This window comes from Pseudomonas sp. KCJK9058 (assembly GCF_046230975.1).
Taxonomy (GTDB): Bacteria; Pseudomonadota; Gammaproteobacteria; order Pseudomonadales; family Pseudomonadaceae; genus Aquipseudomonas; species Aquipseudomonas alloputida.
The window spans coordinates 1-22956 of the sequence record NZ_JBJJLR010000049.1; the positions used below are offsets into that span (position 1 = coordinate 1).

22 protein-coding genes are annotated in these 22956 nt (G+C 63.8%); 14 read left to right on the forward strand and 8 right to left on the reverse strand.

Annotated elements, in window-relative coordinates:
• From ACK59Z_RS21360 to pedF, 4 genes are all read right to left on the reverse strand, one after another.
• On the reverse strand, positions 1-448 hold a 448-nt coding region (locus ACK59Z_RS21360; RefSeq protein WP_409293643.1), incomplete at its 3' end, for an MBL fold metallo-hydrolase.
• 38 nt (positions 449-486) lie between these two features.
• Positions 487-1248, reverse strand: coding sequence for a quinoprotein dehydrogenase-associated SoxYZ-like carrier (locus ACK59Z_RS21365; RefSeq protein WP_047603008.1), 762 nt, complete (start codon positions 1246-1248; stop codon positions 487-489).
• Between the two features lie 8 nt (positions 1249-1256).
• Positions 1257-2132: an ABC transporter substrate-binding protein gene (locus ACK59Z_RS21370; RefSeq protein ID WP_108191629.1), complete on the reverse strand. Its 876-nt coding sequence runs from the start codon at positions 2130-2132 to the stop codon at positions 1257-1259.
• 5 nt (positions 2133-2137) lie between these two features.
• Positions 2138-2599, reverse strand: a complete 462-nt coding sequence (gene pedF / locus ACK59Z_RS21375; protein ID WP_014860448.1) for a cytochrome c-550 PedF — start codon at positions 2597-2599, stop codon at positions 2138-2140.
• Between the two features lie 254 nt (positions 2600-2853).
• Between pedF and exaA the strand changes: the two genes are divergently transcribed.
• The gene (exaA, locus tag ACK59Z_RS21380; protein WP_033726729.1) at positions 2854-4749 is read left to right on the forward strand and encodes a quinoprotein ethanol dehydrogenase; all 1896 of its coding nucleotides are present in this window, start codon (positions 2854-2856) and stop codon (positions 4747-4749) included.
• Between the two features lie 66 nt (positions 4750-4815).
• On the forward strand, positions 4816-5475 hold the full coding sequence (locus ACK59Z_RS21385; RefSeq protein WP_003254096.1) for a pentapeptide repeat-containing protein: 660 nt from the start codon (positions 4816-4818) through the stop codon (positions 5473-5475).
• A 358-nt stretch (positions 5476-5833) separates the two neighbouring features.
• Here ACK59Z_RS21385 and ACK59Z_RS21390 read toward each other — a convergent pair whose 3' ends face one another.
• A complete protein-coding gene (locus ACK59Z_RS21390; protein ID WP_003254098.1) occupies positions 5834-6472 on the reverse strand; it encodes a response regulator transcription factor in 639 nt (212 codons plus the stop codon).
• Positions 6469-7746: a histidine kinase gene (locus tag ACK59Z_RS21395; protein WP_070095501.1), complete on the reverse strand. Its 1278-nt coding sequence runs from the start codon at positions 7744-7746 to the stop codon at positions 6469-6471. The genes ACK59Z_RS21390 and ACK59Z_RS21395 overlap by 4 nt, the downstream gene beginning before the upstream one ends.
• Before the next feature lie 150 nt (positions 7747-7896).
• Here ACK59Z_RS21395 and ACK59Z_RS21400 point away from each other — a divergent pair, with 150 nt between their 5' ends.
• From ACK59Z_RS21400 to ACK59Z_RS21440, 9 genes are all read left to right on the forward strand, one after another.
• Positions 7897-9090 (forward strand): ABC transporter substrate-binding protein, encoded by a 1194-nt coding sequence (locus tag ACK59Z_RS21400; protein WP_108191630.1) that lies wholly within the window; start codon positions 7897-7899, stop codon positions 9088-9090.
• Between the two features lie 30 nt (positions 9091-9120).
• On the forward strand, positions 9121-10110 hold the full coding sequence (locus ACK59Z_RS21405) for a YVTN family beta-propeller repeat protein (protein WP_054888204.1): 990 nt from the start codon (positions 9121-9123) through the stop codon (positions 10108-10110).
• Positions 10107-10847 carry an ABC transporter ATP-binding protein gene (locus tag ACK59Z_RS21410; protein ID WP_003254104.1) on the forward strand — a complete coding sequence of 247 codons (741 nt, stop codon included), beginning with the start codon at positions 10107-10109 and terminating at the stop codon, positions 10845-10847. The genes ACK59Z_RS21405 and ACK59Z_RS21410 overlap by 4 nt, the downstream gene beginning before the upstream one ends.
• On the forward strand, positions 10844-11635 hold the full coding sequence (locus ACK59Z_RS21415) for an ABC transporter permease (RefSeq protein WP_010953586.1): 792 nt from the start codon (positions 10844-10846) through the stop codon (positions 11633-11635). The genes ACK59Z_RS21410 and ACK59Z_RS21415 overlap by 4 nt, the downstream gene beginning before the upstream one ends.
• A gap of 482 nt (positions 11636-12117) precedes the next feature.
• Positions 12118-12927 carry a gamma-glutamyl-gamma-aminobutyrate hydrolase family protein gene (locus ACK59Z_RS21420; RefSeq protein ID WP_004575279.1) on the forward strand — a complete coding sequence of 270 codons (810 nt, stop codon included), beginning with the start codon at positions 12118-12120 and terminating at the stop codon, positions 12925-12927.
• A gap of 564 nt (positions 12928-13491) precedes the next feature.
• A complete protein-coding gene (gene kdgD, locus ACK59Z_RS21425) occupies positions 13492-14403 on the forward strand; it encodes a 5-dehydro-4-deoxyglucarate dehydratase (RefSeq protein WP_003247703.1) in 912 nt (303 codons plus the stop codon).
• Between the two features lie 105 nt (positions 14404-14508).
• Complete coding sequence (locus tag ACK59Z_RS21430) at positions 14509-15873, forward strand: MFS transporter (protein WP_108191632.1); 1365 nt, start codon at positions 14509-14511, stop codon at positions 15871-15873.
• Between the two features lie 77 nt (positions 15874-15950).
• Positions 15951-17504 (forward strand): galactarate dehydratase, encoded by a 1554-nt coding sequence (gene garD / locus ACK59Z_RS21435; RefSeq protein ID WP_004575278.1) that lies wholly within the window; start codon positions 15951-15953, stop codon positions 17502-17504.
• Between the two features lie 58 nt (positions 17505-17562).
• Positions 17563-19143, forward strand: coding sequence for an aldehyde dehydrogenase (NADP(+)) (locus tag ACK59Z_RS21440; protein ID WP_409293644.1), 1581 nt, complete (start codon positions 17563-17565; stop codon positions 19141-19143).
• A 132-nt stretch (positions 19144-19275) separates the two neighbouring features.
• Here ACK59Z_RS21440 and ACK59Z_RS21445 read toward each other — a convergent pair whose 3' ends face one another.
• Positions 19276-20025, reverse strand: a complete 750-nt coding sequence (locus ACK59Z_RS21445) for a FadR/GntR family transcriptional regulator (protein ID WP_003247694.1) — start codon at positions 20023-20025, stop codon at positions 19276-19278.
• Positions 20026-20223: 198 nt separating this feature from the next.
• On the opposite strand from ACK59Z_RS21445, the gene ACK59Z_RS21450 reads away from it, so the two are divergent.
• The 3 genes from ACK59Z_RS21450 to ACK59Z_RS21460 all read left to right on the forward strand — a co-directional run bounded on the left by ACK59Z_RS21450 (position 20224) and on the right by ACK59Z_RS21460 (position 22347).
• Positions 20224-20874, forward strand: a complete 651-nt coding sequence (locus ACK59Z_RS21450) for a DUF998 domain-containing protein (protein WP_108191633.1) — start codon at positions 20224-20226, stop codon at positions 20872-20874.
• A 74-nt stretch (positions 20875-20948) separates the two neighbouring features.
• Complete coding sequence (locus tag ACK59Z_RS21455) at positions 20949-21278, forward strand: hypothetical protein (protein WP_012052790.1); 330 nt, start codon at positions 20949-20951, stop codon at positions 21276-21278.
• A gap of 160 nt (positions 21279-21438) precedes the next feature.
• Positions 21439-22347, forward strand: coding sequence for a LysR family transcriptional regulator (locus tag ACK59Z_RS21460; protein WP_108191637.1), 909 nt, complete (start codon positions 21439-21441; stop codon positions 22345-22347).
• Here the strand turns inward: ACK59Z_RS21460 and ACK59Z_RS21465 are convergent, their stop codons facing one another.
• Entirely contained in the window at positions 22348-22866 is a 519-nt protein-coding gene (locus tag ACK59Z_RS21465) for a DMT family transporter (RefSeq protein WP_409293645.1), read from the reverse strand.
• Positions 22867-22956 lie beyond the last annotated feature (90 nt).

Here is a 22956-nt window from a genome sequence, read left to right on the forward strand (position 1 = left end):
GCAGCACCACCTCGGTACCGCGCATCCAGTCGCCGACCAGGCGATACATGCTCTCGGCCATGGCATCGCCTTGCTGGCGCAGCAGGTCGCGGGTGCCGGCCAGGGCACCGATCGGTACATCGGCAAAGGCTTGGTTGCCCAGCACATGGTCAGGATGATGATGGGTCAGCAGCACCTCCACTACCGGCTTGTCGGTGAGGGTGGCAATTGCCTTGCGCAATGCCTCGCCATAGCCCTTCGACGGCCCGCTGTCGATCACCACCACACCGCTGTCGGTGACGATGAACGCGGTGTTGACCACATTGCCGCCATTGGCCTTGGCGAAATTGTCGGTGCTGCCTTCCAGCAACCAGGTGCCCTCGGCGATCTGCCGGGGGGTAAGCCGGTACGTCAGATCAGCCTGGGCCGGCAGCCCCAGGCACAGCAGCAACAGCAGGATCCAACGCATGACGGTGCCTCGGTTCAGGGTGAAATCAGACAACGCGCTCAGGGCAGCGCCGCCTCGAACTGGTTGCCGCTGTTGTCCTGCAACAGCAGCCGTGTTGGCCCCGGGCCCTGAATGTCAAAGCCCAGGTTGGGGTTTTCGCTGACCGCCGGGTACAGCTCCAGGCTGGCCAGGCGCTGGCCATCTGCACCTTGCAACTCGGCATGGTTGAGAAAGAATTCAGGAATGCCGCTGACCAGGCCGTTATCCATCGGGTGGGCCACCTGCAGGCGCAGGCGGCTGCTGTCGCCACGCGGGTAGCGCCCGCCCAGCACCTCCCCGAGATGCTCCTCCCAGCCGGGCTGGGTGCGCACCACGCTGGGTGCGGTACAACCGCCGCCGGCAGCATCGATCAGGGTCGAACCAACGTGCCACAGGCCATCGCGTGTCAGTACGGCGGCGCGCAACGGTGTGGCCTGTTCGATGCGGATGCGGATCGACAACCAGGGCAATACGCGCTCGCCGGGCTGAAAGTCGACGATGCGCGGCAGAGGGTTCAGTTCTGCCCAGGCGATAATCCGCACCACATCGCCCGTGAACGCCCGGGCGTCGATCTCCAGCGGTACCTGCCGTGCATCCTCGGCAAAGGGCGGCGCCAGAAGCTTCACACGGTCATCGAACACGAACGCCGCCTGCCCCAGCAACTGCTTGTGGTAGAAGTCCCACATCACAGAAGGCACCGGGTCTGTGTGGGTGCCTTGTGTCGCAGCCTGGGCGGCCCAGGGCATCCAGCAGGCCAGCAGGAAAGTTGCTCGCCAGTTCATGGCCACTCCTATTGATACATCTCCGGGACCTCGTAACGCAGGCCGTATGCGGCATACATCGCCTTGAGCCGGCCATCGCGAATCATCGCTTCCATGGCCTCCTCCACGGCATAGGCCAGCTGCCGGTTGCTTTCATGTACGGCCATGCCGATTTCCCAGGCCTGTTTGCCAAGGTTCGGGTAGGCGTTTTCTGCCAAGGCCAGTTGCGGGTCGGCGGCCTGGTGCAGCTGCCAGTCAACCTCGCCGCGCATCGCCATCACTGCGTCCACCTGGCCGGCCTGCATGGCAGCGAAAGCTTGCTGCACACCGGGGTAATGGTGGGTCCTGGCGCTGAGCATGCCGTTGAACACCGATGTCAGGTAGAACGACGGCACGCTGTCCACCTCGACCCCGATAGGATGCTGCTGGAATACCGCGACACTGGCCACCGAGGCCAGGCGACGGCGATCGTAGGCCACCTGCCAACGCTCCTGCTGATAGGGGCCGAACATCACCACCTGGGCGTTTTCCAGCTCCCCCAGCTCGTTGCGCCGCTGCGCGTAGGCGCGATCGTAAGGCACCCGCATCATCAGGTCGGCCAATTGCTGATGACGCAGCGGGCTGCCACGCCAGATGTAGTCGCGCAGGTCATCGTCGAGCTTTTCTCCGGGTGGCGCCCAGATCAGTTGCAGGCGTACCCCCAAGGCCGTGGCCAGGGCCTGCGCCAGCTCCACATCGACACCACGCGGCTGGCCGTGGTCCTGGAAACTGTAGGGGGCGAAATCCTTGTACACTGCCACCTTGAGCTCGCCGGCGGCGATGATCGCGTCATAGTTGCGCACCTGCGCCTGGGCCACCGCGCAACACAGCAGCAGGCCACTCAACAGCACCGCCCACAGACGCATGGCCGTCACTCCTCGACGTGCACGCTGTCGAGGTAGGTGCGCACCGCCCACAGGGCTTCCTGGCTGAGGTAGTCGGCCATCTTCGGCATGTACACGCGGCCGTCGCGAACCGCGCCGTGGCGTACCCGCTCGACGAACCATTCATCGCCGGCATCACCCGCATCGAGCATGCGCAAGTCAGGGGCGATACCACCCGACTTGGCCTCCAGGCCATGACAGGCAGCGCAGTTCTGGTTGTAGGCCGAGGCGCCGATTTCCACGGCCTTTTCGTGCTCGGGCGAGCTGCGGTACGGGTTGACCGCGGCCCAGCCGTCGCCGTCCAGGCTCACACCAGTGTCCTTGATCGGGGTCAGGCCCTTGGTCTCCACTGCCTGGGGCACCACGTTGCCATGGGCCCAGGCTGTACCGGTCAGCACGGCTGCGGCCAGCAACCCAGCAGCAAGCAACACATTGCATTTTGTTGTCATTGTTATGCCCTCACCTTTGCACACAAAGCCTCAACCACAGAGGCCGTGCCGCCATCTTAGAAACAGCCCGCGGGCGGCCGAATGCTGCTTTGGTGGCCGAGCCTTAATCCCTTGGTAGTAGGGCTTGTGGCGAAGGGCCAATTGAGGTGCCGTGCGGGAACTATTCCCGGCAAGGGCGGGACTTTTTCCGTATCCCGCGATGGCCGCTGCGCCCCACCCTGTGCAGGCCAAAACCTCCACTGGGAACTGCAACCATGACAATAAGATCGCTACCCGCCCTTTCCCCGCTGGCCCTGAGCGTGCGCGTCCTGCTGATAGCCGGTAGCCTGGCCCTGGGCAATGTGGCAACAGCGGCCAGCACACCCGCTGCACCTGCCGGCAAGAACGTCACCTGGGAAGACATCGCCAATGACCACCTGACCACCCAGGACGTGCTGCAGTACGGCATGGGCACCAATGCCCAGCGCTGGAGCCCGCTGGCCCAGGTCAATGACAAGAACGTGTTCAAGCTGACCCCGGCCTGGTCCTACTCCTTCGGCGACGAGAAGCAGCGCGGCCAGGAATCCCAGGCCATCGTCAGCGATGGCGTGGTCTACGTCACCGGCTCGTACTCACGGGTATTCGCCCTCGATGCCAAGACCGGCAAACGCCTGTGGACCTACAACCACCGCCTGCCCGACAACATTCGTCCCTGCTGCGACGTGGTCAACCGCGGGGCGGCGATCTACGGCGACAAGATCTACTTTGGCACCCTCGATGCGCGTGTCATCGCCCTCGACAAGCGCACCGGCAAAGTGGTGTGGAACAAGAAGTTCGGCGACCACAGCGCCGGCTACACCATGACCGGTGCGCCAGTGCTGATCAAGGACAAGACCAGCGGCAAGGTGCTGCTGATCCACGGCAGCTCCGGCGATGAATTCGGCGTGGTCGGCCAGCTGTTCGCGCGCGACCCGGACACCGGTGAAGAAGTGTGGATGCGGCCCTTCGTCGAGGGCCACATGGGCCGCCTGAACGGCAAGGACAGCACCCCGACCGGTGACGTCAAGGCGCCGTCCTGGCCAGACGACCCAACCACCGAAACCGGCAAGGTCGAAGCCTGGAGCCACGGCGGCGGAGCCCCTTGGCAAAGCGCGAGCTTCGACCCCGAGACCAACACCATCATTGTCGGCGCTGGCAACCCCGGCCCTTGGAATACCTGGGCGCGCACGTCGAAAGACGGCAACCCGCATGACTTCGACAGCCTGTACACCTCCGGCCAGGTCGGCGTCGACCCGAGTACCGGCGAGGTCAAGTGGTTCTACCAGCACACCCCCAACGATGCCTGGGACTTCTCCGGCAACAACGAGCTGGTGCTGTTCGACTACAAGGACAAGAACGGCAACGTGGTCAAGGCCACCGCCCACGCCGACCGCAACGGCTTCTTCTATGTGGTCGACCGCAACAACGGCAAGCTGCAGAACGCCTTCCCCTTCGTCGACAACATCACCTGGGCCAGCCATATCGACCTGAAGACCGGCCGCCCGGTGGAAAACCCCGGCCAACGCCCGGCCAAGCCGCTTCCGGGTGAAACCAAGGGCAAGCCGGTGGAAGTCTCGCCACCGTTCCTGGGCGGCAAGAACTGGAACCCCATGGCCTACAGCCAGGACACCGGGCTGTTCTACATCCCCGGCAACCAGTGGAAAGAGGAATACTGGACCGAGGAAGTGAACTACAAGAAGGGCTCGGCTTATCTGGGCATGGGCTTCCGTATCAAGCGCATGTACGACGACCACGTCGGCACATTGCGCGCCATGGACCCTTCCACCGGCAAACTGGTGTGGGAACACAAGGAGCACCTGCCGTTATGGGCCGGTGTGTTGGCGACCAAGGGCAACCTGGTGTTCACCGGCACGGGCGACGGCTTCTTCAAGGCCTTCGACGCCAAGACGGGCAAAGAGCTGTGGAAGTTCCAGACCGGCAGCGGCATCGTCTCGCCGCCCATCACCTGGGAGCAGGACGGCGAGCAGTACATCGGCGTGACCGTGGGCTACGGCGGTGCAGTACCGCTGTGGGGCGGCGACATGGCCGAGCTGACCAAACCGGTGGCTCAGGGTGGTTCGTTCTGGGTGTTCAAGATCCCGAGCTGGGACAACAAGACTGCACAGCGTTGACCTGCAGCGGGGAGCGGCCTGCGCCCCTCCCCGTTTCTGCCCTTCTCCTGCCCAGAGGCTTTTGCCATGAATTACCTGCCCTTTACCTTGCTGCTGGCGCTATCCCCTGCCTTGGCAGTGAGCGCCGACGACGCCGGCAACGATACCCCCTTGACCATCAACGGCTGTGTGATTGCCGAAGCCAGCCAGTGCCCGGGGGCCAACCTGCGCGGCGCCAACCTGGCCAACCAGGACCTGCGCAAGATGAACCTGGCCGGTGCCGACCTGCGCGATGCCGACCTGCGTCATGCCCAGCTGGACCTGGCAAATCTGGAAAAAGCCCGCCTGCAAGGTGCCAACCTGACCCGCGCCAGCCTGCAACAGAGCAATCTGCGCCTGGCTGACCTGAGCAACAGCAGGCTGGTGGCCATTCAAGGCTGGGGCTTGTTCGCCCAGGGTGCACAGTTTGAAAAGGCGGACCTGCGCGCAGCCTACCTGCAGTTCGCCAGGCTGTCCGGGGCAAAGCTGCAGCAGGCCAACTTGCAGGCGGCGGACCTGGAGATGGCATGGTTGAGCAAGGCCGACCTGCAAGCGGCCAACCTGGGCGATGCCAACCTGCAGGAGGCCAAGTTTGGCCAGAGCAACCTGGCACACGCCGATTTGCGCGGGGCGCGGCAGCATTACGGGAATTTTCAGGAGGCCAACATGGAGGGGTGCAAGGGGTGCCCTGAAACCTGGGACAAATGAGCGGCCTGTAGGCGCGGGTTCACCCGCGAAAGGGCCGGCCCTGCTGGCCAATTTCCACCCGCCGTTCACTGTTGCTACCGCCACCGTATTCGCGGGTAAACCCGCTCCTACACACACGGATCGGTGGTGGACACGCATCGGGGGTTGAACACATTCCGTCGTAGGCGCGGGTTTACCCGCGAAAGGGCCGGGCCTGCTGGCCAATCTCCACCCGCCGTTCACCGTTGCCGCCGCCACCGTATTCGCGGGTAAACCCGCTCCTACGCCTGATTCGGGGGTGGACACATGTCGGGGGCTGGACACATTCCGTTGTGCGCGGTGGGCTGCGACGCAGCCCCAACAGGTGCAATGAAATACCTCACCCCGCCACGCGCACCACCCCCAGGTCAATCCCCAGATGCACCAGCTCGGCATGCGAGCTGACCTGCAACTTGCTCTTGAGCAAGGTCAGGTGGTTGGACACGGTCTTGGCACTGATACACAACTGCTCGGCAATCACCCGCGCCGGGGTGCCCTTGGCCAGCATCGTGAATATCTCCAGTTCGCGCTGGGTCATGCGCTGCAACCGCGGGTCACTGGTGCTTTGCTGTGACAGGCAAGCCAGCTGGGTGGCCAGGGGCTGCTCGATGTAGGCATGCCCGGCCAACACCCGCTGCACCGCCTCGATCAGCACCTCGGGCGCCGAGTTCTTGGTCAGGTAGCCCGAGGCACCCGCATCCAGCGCCTGGCGCACCAGCGGCAGCTCATCGTGCATGCTGAAAAACAGCACCCGCAATTGCGGCAGGCGCTGGCGCAGGCGGCGGGTGGTTTCCAGGCCACTGATACCGGGCAGGCCAAAGTCCATGATCACCAGGTTGGGCACCTGCTCCTGAACCCTGGCCAGCGCCTCTTCACCACTGGCGGCCTCACGCACCTGCACCAATGGCAGCACCGCCCGCAGCAAGCTGGCGTAGCCTTGGCGGACCACGGCGTGGTCATCGACCAACACGATATTCATCGCACCTCCTCGGGAATGTTAAGGGCCAGCGCCCAGCCACCGCCCGGGCGGCTGAAAATGCGTAACTCCCCCCCAAGGCTGCGGGCGCGCTCGGCCATCGAGTGCAGGCCTACCCCTGGGCGCTGGGGCTGGCACCCGCCGCAGCCGTTGTCGCGAATGAACAGGCGCAAGCCCTTGGTACTGCGCTGCAGGCGCACCCGCACCTGGCTGGCACCGGCATGCCGGGCGACGTTGGTCAACGCCTCCTGCAGCAAGCGGTACAAATGCGTTCTGCTCGCCCCAGGCAGCGCCGGCAAGTGCTCGCCAACCCGCAGCCGGCATTCGATGCCCTGGCTGGCCTGCCACTGGCTCACCAACAGCCCGAAGGCCTCGGCCAACGGCATGTAGTGCAGCGCCACCGGATACAAGTTGTGCACCAGCGCGCGAAAACCCTGCTGCAGGCGCTCGCAATTGAATTCAAGGGCCTGCGCCGTCTGCGTCACCACTTCAGGCTGTTCGGCCACCATACGCAGCAGGCATAGCTGGGCACGTATGCCTGCCAGGTATTGCCCCAGATCATCGTGCAGGGTCTGCGCCAGCTGGGTACGTTCCTGCTCCTGCACCGCCAGCAGGGCCTGGGTCAGGTGGGCATTGTCGGCCTGAGCCTGCTCCAGGGTTGCGGCCATGCGGTTGAAGTGTTTGGCCAGCTGGCGCGCTTCCGGCAGGCCGGCTTCGCGCAGGCGTGCCGTCAATTGCCCGCCTGAGACCTGATGCAAGGCGCCCAGCAGCTCATCCAGCAGGCCCATGGCCCGCCGTACCGCCCAGCGGATGGTCAACAAGCTCAGCAACAACGCCAGGCCACAAACGACAAGCAGTTGTTGCAGGGAGTCCCAGACTTCATCGATTTCATCCCGCGCATCCACGGCAATCAACACGCGGCGGCCATCACTCAAGTCCAGCAGCCGGCTGCTGTGGTAGCGCTCGCCGAACAACTGGCGGCCGAGCCAGGCATCCATACCGGCCTCTTGCGGCAGCCTTGGCACCTCACCCGCTGCCAGCCAATGCACCCGCACATGGCGCAGGCTCTTGGTCAAGCCGGGCTGCAGGTTTGCCGGGTCGCGTTCGGCGGTGTCGCCCAGGTATGCCACCACGGCTTCGGCTGACTGCAACTCACGCTCGACGTCGGCCACCGCCTGGTGCAACAGCACCCCGGCACAAGCCAGCGTCACCAAGGCGAAGCATAACGTGACCCAGAGGTTGACTCGCCACAGGGCCGACAAGTTGACAAGGCGCACAAGCGGTTCTCCTCAGGCCGTTGTGGACCATCGTAAAACTGCGGCCCCCGCACTGAATTACTACCTTGGTACCGGCCGAGCGCTACTTTCTGCATATTCCCCCCTCCCGGCAGGCTTCCTATGCTGGCGCCATCTGCCGTGGAGTGTGTTATGCGCCAGCCTGCCCACCTTGCCTTGACCTGCCTGCTGGCCTTGGCCGCAACGCTGGCTACGCCCCTGGCGCCCGCTGCTCAGGGCCAGGCCGCAGCCCCGCTGCACATACGCATCGGCTACCTGGGCTATCGCCCCGCCGCTGGCCCGCTGCTGTCCAATGTCATCCCCGAACCCGGCGATGCCGGGCTCCAAGGTGCCGAACTGGCCATTGTCGACAGCAACAGCACCGGGCGCTTCCTGAAGCAGCAATTTCAGCTGACCAGCGCCAATGTCGACAGCCCCGAGGCCCTGCTGCAAGCCGCCAGGGCCCAGCATGAACAAGGCCTGCGCCTGTTCGTGGTGAATGCCCCGGCCGCCAGCCTGCGCGCGCTGTCTGCCGCCCTGCCCGACAGCCTGCTGTTCAACGCCGGCAGCCCCGACGACAGCCTGCGCAGCAGCCAGTGCCTGGGCAATGTCCTGCACAGCCTGCCGAGCCGGGCCATGCTGGCCGATGCCTTGGCGCAGTTCCTGGTACTGCGCAAATGGCAACGGGCATTGCTGGTGGTCGGCCAGACCCCGGACGACCAGGCTTACGCCGCTGCCCTGCGGCGGTCGGTGAAGCGCTTTGGCGTGCAACTGGTCGCGGAAAAAACCTGGACCTTCGATAACGACCAGCGCCGCAGCGCCCAGGCCGACATGCCGCTGTTCACCCAGACTGCCGAGTACGATGTGGTACTGGTGGCCGACGAACGCGGTGACTTCGGCGAGTACCTGCCCTACCAGACGTGGTATCCACGCCCGGTGGCCGGTACCCAGGGCCTGACCCCCACGGGCTGGCACAAGACGGTGGAAACCTTCGGGGCGGCGCAGTTGCAAAAACGCTTCGAGGCCCAGGCCGGGCGCTGGATGAATGACCGTGACTTCGCCGCCTGGATGGCTGTGCGCAGTGTCGCCAGTGCGGCAAGCAAGCTGCGCCTGGCCGAACCGCGCGCGCTGCAGCAACTGCTGCTCAGCGAGCAGTTGCCGCTGGACGGTTTCAAGGGGCGCAAGCTCAGTTACCGCCCGTGGAACGGCGAACTGCGCCAGCCGATCCCGTTGGTTCAGCCCCGCGCCCTGGTCAGCACCTCGCCGCAGGAGGGCTTCCTGCATCCCTTCAACGAAATGGACAGCCTGGGCTATGACAAGCCCGAAGTGACGTGTAGCTACCCCTGACCCGACAACCACAACAATAAGGAATCCGCCATGCGCCGCCCCCTCTTCCACCGGGCCCTGATTTACCCCAGCCTGCTGTCGGGCGCCCTGGCGCTGGCCAGCAGTCACGCCATGGCTGCCACCGCCTGGGTCTCCAACGAGAAGGACAACAGCCTCAGCCTGATCGACATGCAAACGCTGGAAGTCACCGAAACCCTGCCGGTGGGCCAGCGCCCGCGTGGCTTGCTGCTGTCACACGACAGCAAGCTGCTGTACATCTGCGCCAGCGATTCGGACCGGGTGCAGGTGATGGACGTGGCCACACGCAAGATCATCAAGGAGCTGCCTTCCGGCAAGGACCCCGAGCAGTTCGCCCTGCACCCCAACGACCGCTGGCTGTATGTGTCCAACGAGGACGATGCGCTGGTGACAGTGATCGACACCGTCACCGACAAGGTGCTCGGGCAGATCGAAGTCGGCATCGAACCCGAAGGCATGGCGGTCAGCCCTGACGGCAAGTGGGCGGTCAACACCAGTGAAACCACCAACATGCTGCACTGGATCGACACCAGCACCCAGACCCTGGCCGACAGCACGCTGGTCGACCAGCGCCCGCGCTTCGTCGAGTTCAGCAAAGACGGTTCGCGCCTGTGGGCCTCGGCAGAAATCGGCGGCACGGTGACCATACTTGACGTGGCCACGCGCCAGGTGCTGAAAACCCTGAATTTCCAGATCAAGGGCGTGCACCCGGACAAAGTCCAGCCAGTGGGCATCAAGCTCAGCGCCGATGGCAAGTACGCCTTCGTCGCCTTGGGCCCGGCCAACCACGTGGCGGTGATCGATGCCAAGACCTTTGATGTGCTCGACTACCTGCTGGTCGGGCGGCGGGTCTGGCAGCTGGCATTCACCCCGGACCAGCGCCAGTTGCTGGCCACCAACGGTGTCAGCGGTGACGTTTCGGTCATCGATGTGAAGCAGCTCAAAGTGCTCAAGTCGGTGAAAGTCGGGCGCTACCCCTGGGGCGTGGTGGTGACACCATGAATGCCCTCGACGTCAGTGACGTGAGCTTTGCCTATGGCCAGCGCGAGGCACTCAGGCAGGTCGGTTTCAGCCTGGCACCTGGGCGCTTCGCCGCATTGCTGGGCCCCAATGGTGCCGGCAAGTCGACCTTGATCGCCCTGCTCACGCGCCTGTACGACCTGCAGCATGGCGACATCCGCGTGTGCGGCTGCTCATTACGCAACGCTGCACGCCCGGCCTTGCGCCAGCTGGGCGTGGTGTTTCAGCAAAGCACCCTGGACCTGGACCTGAGCGTTGAGCAGAACCTGCGCTACCACGCCGCCTTGCATGGCCTGTCGCGGCGTCAGAGCCACCTGCGGGTCGAAGCCGAACTGGCCCGCCAAGGCCTTGGCGAACGCCGGCGCGATCGTGTGCGTGAGCTGAACATCGGCCATCGGCGGCGGGTGGAAATTGCTCGCGCGCTGCTGCATGAACCGCGCCTGCTGCTGCTGGACGAAGCCAGCGTCGGCCTCGATCCGGCCAGCCGCCTGGCGCTTAACCAGCACCTGCGCCGGCTGTGCCGCGAGCAGCAGCTCAGTGTGCTGTGGGCCACTCATCTGCTGGACGAAGTGCAGCCCAGCGATGATTTGTTGATTCTGCATCAGGGGCGCCTGGTGGCCAGCGGTACCGCCGATGCGCTGAGCCTTGAGCACGGCGGTGACCTCGATCACGCCTTTGCCCGCTTGACCAACGCCCCCTCAGGAGCCAACGCCCGATGAACGCTTACTGGCAATGTTTCAACGGCATCATGCTGCGCGAATGGCTGCGCTTCGTGCTGCAGCGTACACGTCTGCTCAGCGCGCTGGTACGCCCGCTGCTGTGGTTGCTGGTATTCGCTGCCGGCTTTCGCGCAGCGCTGGGCATTGCCATCATCGAGCCCTACGACACCTACATCCCCTACGAGGTGTACATCATCCCCGGCCTGGCCTGCATGATTCTGCTGTTCAACGGCATGCAGGGCTCATTGTCGATGGTCTACGACCGCGAGATGGGCAGCATGCGCGTGTTGCTGACCAGCCCGCTGCCACGCCCGTTCCTGCTGGGCAGCAAACTGCTGGCAACTTCATTGATTTCACTGCTGCAAGTCTATGCCTTCCTCGCCATTGCCTGGTTATACGGGGTACAACCACCGGCAGCGGGCTTGCTGATGGCGCTGCCAGCGTTGCTGCTGGTGGCCTTCATGCTCAGTGCCCTGGGGCTATTGCTGTCGAACGCCATCCGCCAGCTGGAGAACTTCGCCGGGGTGATGAACTTCGTGATCTTCCCGCTGTTCTTCCTGTCGTCGGCGCTGTACCCGTTGTGGAAAATGCGCGAGGCCAGCCAGTGGTTGTACTGGCTGTGTGCTGTGAACCCGTTCACCCATGCCGTAGAGCTGGTGCGGTTTGCACTTTATGAGCGGTTGAACCTGCTGGCGCTGGCGGTGTGCCTGGGGTTGACCGCATTGTTCACCCTGCTGGCGATCCTCACCTTCAACCCCCAGCATGCAGCGCTGCGCAAGCCGCGCTGAAAACCTGGGGTGTAACGCGGATAGCGTGTGGGAGCAACTGTCTTGCTCAATTTCTAAAAGCTGGCGCCATCCCTGTGGGGGGGGCTTGCCCGCGAACACGGGCGAAGCCCGTGCCATCCACCACGGTGTTGGCTTCGCGACACAAGGCCGCACATGGAGCGAGGTGACTTCAAGCGACCTATTCATTGCACCGCTGCAATGAACCAACTGCATCGTTAAATATTATTGACCGCAGACCCTGCCAAACCCACGTCGCCACAGGCCCGCATCGGTTTCAGCCCCCAGAAAACGGCGTATCCCCCACGTTAAAGCCCGCTTCCGTCGTTTGACATATCGAACGGCTCTGGCAAGCTATCTACAAGCCCCGACCGGAATCGTCGCCTCTGACGAGCCGGCAGTGCTCGGGGCTACAGGCAGCACCCAAGGCCCCGCGCCGTGCGCCTGCACAACAACGACAGGTCGAACCTGTCCCAAGGTGACATATGTCCAACAGCAACATTGGCAACAAGCAACCTTCCCTGCGCAAACCCGTCGTCCTGATGACCATGGGCAGCCAAGAGCGCAAAGGCCATGACTACCAGGTCATGACCCACAAATACATTACCCCGCTGGTCGAGTTCTCCGATTGCGTCCCGGTGTTGGTGCCTACCTGCTGCGGCACTGACGACCTCGAGACCTACCTGGACATGGCCGACGGCGTTTACCTGACTGGCGCTGGCAGCAACATCGACCCGGCCCTGTATGGCCAGGAAAACCAGACCCCAGGCAAAGGCCAGGACCAGAACCGCGACCTGTTCGACATTCCGCTGGTCAAGGCGGCGATCAAGCGTGGCCTGCCCATTTTCGGCATCTGCCGCGGCATGCAAGAAATCAACGTGGCCCTGGGTGGCGACATTTACCAGAAGGTGTATGCCGAACCTGGGTTCAATGACCACCGGGAAAACCCGGAAGACCCGGTCGAAGTGCAGTACGCCCAGGTGCATGGGGTGAAGATCCAGCCGGGCAGCTGGCTACACGACACCCTGGGTACCGACGAGATTCGCGTCAACTCGCTGCATGGCCAAGGCCTGCACAAGCTCGGCGCCGGTATTGAAGCGATCGCCCGTGCCGAAGATGGCCTGGTCGAAGCGATTCATGCGCCAAGCATTTCGCCGTTCTTGTTCGCGGTGCAGTGGCACCCTGAATGGCAGGCGGCGAAGAACCCTGACTCGATAAAGATCTTCCAGGCTTTCGGCGATGCTTGCCGGGCCCAGGTACGCAAGGCGCAAATCAAGCGCCAGCACGCGGCCTGACCTTCAGTTTCCTCTGCTTTGATCGCGGGGCGGCGCAAGGCCACCCCCGTTTCCCCGGTCACCCTCTGCTGGTCCCAGAACACTTCCCGTGGAATCGGGCGGCGGGCTTATGCCTGTCTCCGCGATCGTTTTTTCCTTCCCCTTAAGAGATACGATGACTGCCATGTGTTTGTCGTCGTACCTGCTGCGCCTGTGAAATCGAGCGCCGCCCGCGCGGCGCTTCGCGGGTAAACCCGCTCCTACGTTTGTTTCGGGCCAGTATCGCCTGTGCCAGACGCGCGCGACCGCCTTGTTTGTACGACGCGATATCGAGGCATGCGCCAAGGCGTCCGCGCGCAAATGCCACAGGCATAACTGGCCCGAAACAAACGTAGGAGCGGGTTTACCCGCGAAGCGCCGCGCGGGCGGCGCTCGATCTGCGCCACAACACACCTATCCAGACGGCCACCCTGGCGAGAACACAAAACTCTGAAAAAGGACTAGTCATCGCACAAGTTGTACGATAACTTACCTCCAACGCAAAACAACACCCCCTCACCCAAGCGCCACAGGATGCCAACAACAATGAATCCACAAGAACTTAAATCCATCCTCTCTCACGGCCTGCTGTCTTTCCCGGTCACCGACTTCAATGCCCAGGGCGACTTCAACCCGGCTGGCTACATCAAGCGCCTTGAGTGGCTGGCCCCCTACGGCGCCAGCGCGCTGTTCGCCGCTGGCGGTACCGGTGAATTCTTCTCCCTGGCCGCCAGCGAATACAGCCAGGTGATCAAGACCGCGGTCGACACCTGCGCCACTTCGGTGCCGATCCTCGCCGGTGTCGGTGGCTCTACCCGTCAGGCCATCGAATACGCGCAGGAAGCCGAGCGCCTGGGTGCCAAGGGCTTGCTGTTGCTGCCGCACTACCTGACCGAAGCCAGCCAGGACGGCGTCGCCGCCCACGTCGAAGCGGTGTGCAAATCGGTAAACATCGGTGTGGTGGTGTACAACCGCAACGTCTGCCGCCTGAACGCCGACCTGCTGGAAAAACTGGCCGAGCGCTGCCCGAACCTGATCGGCTACAAGGACGGCCTGGGTGATATCGAACTGATGGTGTCGATCCGTCGTCGCCTGGGCGAGCGCTTCAGCTACCTGGGTGGCCTGCCGACCGCCGAAGTGTATGCTGCCGCCTACAAGGCCCTGGGCGTACCGGTTTACTCCTCCGCGGTGTTCAACTTCGTGCCGAAAACCGCCATGGACTTCTACAACGCCATCGCCCGTGACGACCACGCCGCCGTGGCCAAGCTGATCGACGATTTCTTCCTGCCCTACCTGGACATCCGCAACCGCAAGGCCGGCTACGCCGTGAGCATCGTCAAGGCCGGCGCCAGAATTGCCGGTTACGACGCTGGCCCGGTGCGCACTCCGCTGACCGACCTCACCGCCGAAGAGTACGAAATGCTCGCCGCGCTGATGGACAAGATGGGCCCGCAGTAAGCGCTGCCCGCGGCCTGCCAGATGCCGCACCCGGAGTGGGCCTACCCCCACTCCGGTTACAATTCGTGAGCCCGCACAAAAATAACTAGTGGGAGTTTTGCCAGCATGCAAGCGACTAAGAAAACGCATGTGCGCTACCTGATCCTGTTCATGCTGTTTCTGGTGACCACGATCAACTATGCCGACCGCGCTACCATTGCTATCGCAGGCTCCAGCCTGCAGAAAGACCTCGGCATTGACGCCGTAACCCTCGGTTATATCTTTTCCGCCTTCGGATGGGCTTACGTGGCTGGCCAGATTCCTGGTGGCTGGCTGCTCGATCGCTTCGGTTCCAAAAACGTCTACGCCTTCAGCATCTTCACCTGGTCGCTGTTCACCCTGCTGCAGGGTTTTGTCGGTGGCCTGCCGGTTGCCTGGGCCGTGGTCACCCTCTTCACCCTGCGCTTCCTGGTCGGTTTCGCCGAAGCCCCGTCATTCCCGGGTAACGCGCGCATCGTCGCCGCATGGTTCCCGACCCAGGAACGCGGCACGGCGTCGGCCATCTTCAACTCGGCGCAGTATTTCGCCACTGCACTGTTCGCCCCGATCATGGGCTGGATCGTGTTCAGCTTCGGCTGGGAGCACGTCTTCGTGGTCATGGGTGTGCTGGGCATCATCTTCTCGATGGTGTGGCTGAAGACCATCTACAACCCGCGCCAACACCCGCGCATCAGCCCAACCGAACTCGAGCACATCGAGCAGAACGGCGGCCTGGTCGACATGGACCAGAAGCGCGGCAGCGACGGCCCGAAATGGGGTTACATCAAGCAGTTGCTGACCAGCCGCATGCTGCTGGGCGTATACCTGGGCCAGTACTGCATCAACGCCATCACCTACTTCTTCCTCACCTGGTTCCCGGTGTACCTGGTGCAGGAACGTGGCATGACCATTCTCAAGGCCGGCTTCATCGCCTCGCTGCCGGCGGTGTGTGGTTTTATCGGCGGCGTCCTGGGTGGCGTGATCTCCGACTGGCTGCTGCGCCGCGGCAACTCGCTGACCTTCTCGCGCAAACTGCCGATCGTCTGTGGCCTGCTGCTGTCCACCACCATGGTGTTCTGCAACTACGTCGATGCCGAGTGGATGGTGGTTGGCTTCATGACGCTGGCGTTTTTCGGCAAGGGCATCGGCGCACTGGGCTGGGCGGTGGTCGCGGACACTTCACCCAAGCAGATCGCCGGGCTGTCCGGTGGCCTGTTCAACACCTTCGGCAACATCGCGTCGATCACCACCCCTATCGTGATCGGCTACATCATCAGCGCGACCGGCTCGTTCAAGTGGGCGCTTGTGTACGTGGGTGCCAACGCGCTGGTAGCGGTATTCAGCTATCTGGTTATCGTCGGCCCCATCAAGCGTATCGAATTGCGTGATGCTGCCCCGAAGCCACACGCTGAGCCTGCCACCGACGGCGAACTGGCCAGCTCCCGTCACTGAAAAAACACGCCCGCGCCGGGTCACCCGGCATGGGCGGATGTACAAAAGCCTGAGAACCTGACAAGTAGGGCCCAAACATGCAGTTGATCGAACATTCCGACTCGCCCCGCTACGTCCGCCTGCACGACGACGACAACGTCGTGGTCGTCGTCAACGACGGTGGCTTGGGCGAAGGCGCCCGCTTCGCCGACGGCCTGACCCTGATCGAAGGCGTGCCGCAAAGCCACAAGGTGGCCACCGTGGCCATCGCCAAGGGCGAGCCCGTGCGCCGCTACGGGCAAATCATCGGCTACGCGCTGGAAGACCTGCGCCAAGGCAGCTGGGTTCAGGAAAGCCAGCTGGCCATGCCGGCCGCCCCGGACCTGGACAGCCTGCCGCGCTGCGATGCAGTGCCACAACCGCTGCCGCCGCTGGAGGGCTTCACTTTCGAGGGCTATCGCAACGCCGACGGCACTGTCGGCACCCGCAATATCCTCGGCATCACCACCACCGTGCAGTGCGTGACCGGCGTGCTGGAACATGCAGTCAAGCGCATTCGCAACGAACTACTGCCCAAATACCCCAACGTCGATGACGTGGTAGCCATTACCCACAGCTACGGCTGCGGTGTGGCAATCAACGCCCGCGACGCTTACATCCCGATCCGCACCGTGCGCAACCTGGCGCGCAACCCTAACCTTGGCGGCGAGGCACTGGTGATCAGCCTGGGCTGTGAAAAACTGCAAGCCAGCCAGGTGATGCACGACAACGACCCCTCGGTGGACCTCAGCGACCCATGGCTGTACCGCCTGCAAGATGCCAGCCTTGGCTTTGTTGAAATGATCGAGCAGATCATGGACCTGGCCGAAACCCGCCTGAAGAAGCTCGACCAGCGCCGCCGCGAAACGGTCCCGGCCAGCGAACTGATCCTCGGTATGCAATGCGGTGGCAGCGACGCCTTCTCGGGCATCACCGCCAACCCGGCACTGGGCTATGCCGCCGACCTGCTGGTCCGCGCTGGCGCCACCGTGCTGTTCTCTGAAGTGACCGAGGTGCGCGACGCGATCTACATGCTGACCTCGCGTGCGGAAAACCAGGACGTTGCCGACGCGCTGGTGCGCGAAATGGACTGGTACGACCGCTACCTGCAGCAAGGCGCCGCCGACCGCAGCGCCAACACCACACCGGGCAACAAGAAAGGAGGGCTGTCGAACATCGTCGAGAAATCGCTGGGTTCGATCGTCAAGTCGGGCAGCGGCGCTATCCAGGGTGTGCTCGGCCCAGGCGAGCGGGTCAACCGCAAAGGCCTGATTTTCTGCGCCACCCCGGCCAGCGACTTTGTCTGTGGCACCTTGCAACTGGCGGCCGGCATGAACCTGCACGTCTTCACTACCGGCCGCGGCACCCCGTATGGCCTGGCCATGGCGCCGGTGGTCAAGGTGTGTACCCGCAGCGAACTGGCCCAGCGCTGGCCCGACCTGATCGACATCGACGCCGGTCGCATCGCCAGTGGTCGCTCGACCATCGAGGAGCTGGGTTGGGAGCTGTTCCATTACTACCTGGACGTGGCCAGCGGCCGCAAGCAGACCTGGGCCGAACAACACCGGCTGCACAACGACATCACCCTGTTCAACCCGGCGCCCATTACCTGATGCCGCAGCCTTGACCACGCATTCACACACGCCACCCTCAAGCCCACAGGAGCACCCCATGCCTGAAATCCTCGGCCATAACTTCATCGCCGGTCAGCGCAGTGCCGCTGGCCCTCAGCGCCTGCAGAGCCTGGACGCCAGCACTGGCGAAGCGCTGCCCTACAGCTTTGCCCAGGCCACCGAAGCCGAAGTGGACCAGGCCGCCAAGGCCGCTGCCGCTGCCTTCGCCGAGTTCCGCCAACTGGCTCCGGCACGTCGGGCCGAGTTCCTCGACGCCATCGCCGCTGAACTCGACGAACTGGATGACGCCTTCGTCGCCATCGTCTGCCGCGAAACTGCACTGCCCGCCGCCCGTATTCAGGGCGAGCGCGGCCGCACCAGCGGACAGATGCGCCTGTTCGCCCAAGTGCTGCGCCGCGGCGACTTCCTCGGCGCGCGCATCGACCTGGCATTGCCCGAGCGCCAACCGCTGCCACGCGTAGACCTGCGCCAGATGCGCATCGGCGTGGGCCCGGTCGCCGTGTTCGGGGCCAGCAACTTCCCGCTGGCCTTCTCCACCGCCGGTGGTGATACCGCCGCTGCCCTCGCCGCGGGCTGCCCGGTGGTATTCAAGGCGCACAGCGGCCACATGGCCACGGCCGACCTGGTCGGCTGCGCCATCGTGCGCGCCGCTGAGCGGACCGGCATGCCCAAGGGCGTGTTCAACATGGTATTTGGTGGCGGCGTGGGCGAGTGGCTGGTCAAGCACCCCGCCATCCAGGCGGTTGGCTTCACCGGCTCGCTCAAAGGCGGCGATGCCCTTTGCCGCATGGCCGCTGAGCGCCCGCAGCCAATCCCGGTATTTGCCGAGATGTCGAGCATCAACCCGGTCATCATCCTGCCGGGCGCCCTGGCCAAGCGTGGCGAGGCCATTGCTCGCGAGTTGGCGGGGTCCGTGTGCATGGGCGCCGGGCAGTTCTGCACCAACCCTGGGTTGGTGATTGGCCTGCAGTCACCACAGTACAGCCAGCTGCTCGCCGACCTTGGCCAGTACCTGGACCAGCAAGCCGGGCAAACCATGCTCAACGCTGGCGGCCTGCGCAGCTACGTTGGCGGCCTTGAACACCTGCATGCCCATGCCGGTATCGAGCATGTGGCCGGCCAGGCGCAGGAAGGCAACCAGGCGCGCGCTCAGCTGTTCAAGGCCGATGCACGCCTGCTGGTCGAGTCCGACCCGCTGTTGCAGGAAGAAGTATTTGGGCCCACCACCGTGGCTGTAGAGGTGCAGGACCACGACCAACTGCGCGACGCGCTGCTCGGCCTGCGCGGCCAGCTGACCGCGACGCTGATCGGCGAGGCGGAGGAATTCGATGCCTTCGCCTGGCTGGTGCCGCTGCTGGAGGAGAAAGTCGGGCGAATCCTGGTCAATGGCTACCCGACCGGTGTCGAAGTCTGTGATGCCATGGTGCACGGCGGCCCGTACCCGGCGACCTCCGATGCGCGTGGCACCTCGGTCGGCACGTTGGCCATCGACCGCTTCCTGCGCCCGGTGTGCTACCAGAACTACCCGCAGACACTGCTGCCTGAGGCACTGCGCGACGGCAACCCGCTGGGGCTGCGGCGGTTGGTGAACGGGCAGTGGAGTGACGGGGCGATCTGACCGGTGCAAGCAACAAGAAAGCCCTGCGCACGGCGGGGCTTTTCTTTTTGACTGTACCGGCCTCTTCGCGGGCAAGCCCGCTCCTACAGGGCTATCTTGCCCGCGCAGAGGCCAGTACTGGCAGCAAAGGCTTCAGGTCCCTTGCGCTTCCGCCGCCTCATGCGCCTGGCGCAAGCGCTCGCGGCTGTTGCTCAGGTGCATGCGCATGGCCATCTTCGCCCCTTCGCTGTCACGCCGGGCAATCGCCTCATAGATCGCCTCGTGCTCATGCATCAGGCGGCTCATGTAATGCGCCTGGTCATCATGGGCCAGGCGCGCCGAATTCAGCCGGGTGCGCGGGATGATGCTGGTACCCAGGTGGTTGATGATGTCGGCGAAGTAGTGGTTGCCGCTGGCCTGGGCAATGCGCAGGTGGAATTGGAAGTCCGCCGACACCGCATCAGTGGCGTGGGCCGCCCCCTCGTTGAGTTCGTCCAGCGCCGCCCGCATACCGGCCAGGGCTTCGTCGCTTCGCCGCTGGGCCGCCAGCCCGGCCGACTCGATCTCCAGGGCAATGCGCAACTCCAGCACCGCCAGCACCTCGCGCAGGGTGACCACGGTGGCCGGGTCGATACGGAAACCGCCCGTAGCCGGCGCATCCAGCACGAAGGTGCCGATGCCGTGGCGGGTCTCAACCTGCCCGGCGGCCTGCAACCGCGAGATCGCCTCACGCACCACCGTGCGGCTGACGCCCTCCTCGGCCATGATCTGCGATTCGGTCGGCAGCTTGTCGCCGCGCTTGAGCTGGCCGCTGCGAATGCGTTCGGTCAGCACCGTGACCAGTTCCTGGGCCAGACTGCGCGGCTTGCGCCGGGTCCTTGCCTGTACCTGCTGCTCTGTCATTGCCCTGTATTTCACCTTGAAAGACAGCGCTCATCATAGCGCAAGCGGTTGTACGATCACATACACCCCGTGCGGTATTTATTGCCATCTTTGCAGTCCCTGGCCCCTGAAAAAACGCGCAGAATTCCTGGCCCATGACCTGCGCAAGCCTGTACTGTAAGCCTCCACGCTCACTGTTCCATGGAAGGAATCTGCAGTATGAAAACCCTCGACCGCCTTTTGCTCGGCAGTGGCCTGCTGATCCCCCTCTGGCTGCTGGTGGGGGTATGGCTCACCGCTCAGGCCTACCCTGGCTATGATCACCTGCAACAGGCCATGAGCCAGCTTGGCGCGGCCGGTTCGCCAACCCACAGCTGGTCGCCACGGGTCAACAATTTCCCTCTGGCCCTGCTGTTTGCCCTGTTTGCCTGGGGCCTGGTGCGGCGCTGGCGCAGCTCGAAGCTGGCGCTGCTGAGTGCGGGCCTGGTGTTGCTGCATGGCATGGGCAGTTTGGGCACCGGCTGGTTCCCTTGCGACCAGGGCTGTGCACCGGCACAGCCATCTACCTCGCAGCAACTGCATAACCTGTTTGGTCTGCTGATGTTCCTCTCACTGACCTTGGCCAGCGCCGTATGGGCATGGCTGGGCAACCGCATTGCCGGCTCCCCCGCCTTGGCGCTGCTTTCCCTGGCTTGCGTGGTGTTGGCCATCATCACCGTCGCGTTGATGGGCCAGGCGGCGCAGAGTGGCCAGCTGTTCGGCCTCTATCAACGCCTTAACTACGGTGTTTCGGTGCTCTGGGTTGCCAGCCTGGCCTGGACAAGCCTGCACAGGCCCGTGGCCAGCCCGCTGCGCATGGCTGTGACCTGACGGCAAATTGCTGGCCCACGGCTGCGGAAAGCGAAGGCAAACTCCTTTCTCTTTCAGATGCTTAGGACAGCAACATGCGAGTACTTCTAGCAACGATGGCCGGCTGCCTGCTGGCCACCTTCGCTTTCGGCGCCCAAGCCAGGGCACTGAGCCAGAACGATCGCCACACCTGCAGCTGGGGCGCGCAGATAGCCGCCGAGGCCCAACAGGCCAAGCTTTCCGGGGTGACCTTGTATGCCACGCGCAAGAAGCTGCAGGTACGCAAATTCCCCAAGCCATGGATGCGCATGACTGCCTTCGGCATTACCGAGCAGACGTACAACAGCCGCTCGCGGCTCAAGCCTGAAGCGATCAAGCGGACTTACTTTGAACAGTGTGTTCAGCATGCGACTGCAAGAAGATAACTCTTTTTTATCAGTAAATTACAGCTCAAACATAAAGCCATTTGGTAGAGTCCATGTGCTGCGAAAAGGCCTCTATCGCCAGCAGCTTGTAAGCGCGTGCAAGACTCAGCATTTGTTAAGCTGATCCGAGTCGCCAGAATTGACCAAGGCCATTCACCTGATGGATGAACTGCGCAAGATCGACCTCAACCTGCTGCTCGCCCTGCATGCCCTGCTCAGTGAACGGCACGTGACCCGCGCAGCCCTGCGCCTGCACCGCAGCCAACCGGCGGTCAGCCACGCCTTGGCGCAGTTGCGCAAACACTTCGACGACCCTTTGCTGGTACGCCAAGGTGGCGGCATGGCCCTTACCGCCCGCGCCCAATCGCTGGCACAACCGTTACAGGATGCACTGAGCAATCTCGACAGCCTGTTGGCCACCCCGCTGTTCGACCCAGCCCGGGCCCAGCGCCGATTCCGGCTGTCGCTATCCGACTACGCTTCGCGCATCATCCTGCCGCATCTGCTACGCCACCTGCGCCAAGTCGCGCCCGGGGTGGACCTGGCCATCAGCCAGGCCAGCCGTGAAACCATGTTGGCGCAGTTGCTCGATGGCGAACTGGATCTGGCCCTGGGCCTGTTCCCCGAACTGCCTCAGGACATCACCGTCCAGCCCCTGTTTGCGGATCGCTTCATCAGCGTTGCCGATCGCCAGGCGCTGCCTGCCAGCGGCGGCATGGCCCTGGAAGACTGGCTGGCACGCCCACATGTATTGATGGCCATGCGCCCGGATGCTTTCGATGAAATCGAGCGCGCACTGGCCGCCCGGGGCCTGCAACGCCGTATTGCCCTGGCCTTGCCACACTGGAGTGCTGCGGTCGAAGTGCTGGCCGGCACCGACCTGATCCTGACGGTGGCCAGCCGCGCCGTGGGGTCGTTGCGCCAGCACAGGACACTGCGCCAGTTCACGCCGCCACTGGCCATCCCCTCGTTCGACTATCAGCAAGCCTGGCACAACCGCAAGGACAGTGACCCCGGGCACCGCTGGCTGCGCGAAACCGTATGGGCCTGCAGCCAAGCAGGGCGCTGATCAGTTTTCTTGCCCCTTCACAGCTGCCGTGGAATGGGCCGGTGACGCCGTTGCCCAAGGGCCTTGTACCAGCAACACTCCGCACAGGATCAGCACCACGCCAGCCACCCTGGCCAGGCTAAGCGGCTTGCCACCCAGCCCCATCACCCCGTAGTGGTCGGCAAGCACTGCCGTGATGATCTGCCCTGCCACCACCAGTACCAGGAACCCTGCTGCGCCAAGTTTCGGGGTGAGTGCTGCGGCGCCGGCTACATACAGTGCCCACAGCACGCCTCCAATCCATAACCACCAGGGCCCTTGCAAGGCCTTGCCCATGTCTGGTGCCGGTACCCGGATAATCAGCAGCGCAGCGATCACCACCAGCATGCTCACCGTCAACGATGTGAAAGCCCCCCACAGCCAGTGCCCAAGGGCCCGGCCTACCGCAGCATTGCCGGCGGCCTGAAATGGCAACACAGCACCGGCAAGCAACGCCATTGCCACAGGAAGCACCAGCAGGAGCATCGATTTACTGAACATGGCAGTCCTCATCCAAGGTATCGATGGCCACCATGATGGTGCATTACCCAGTACTGATAGAAATCAAAATCCTGCACTTGAACTATTCGT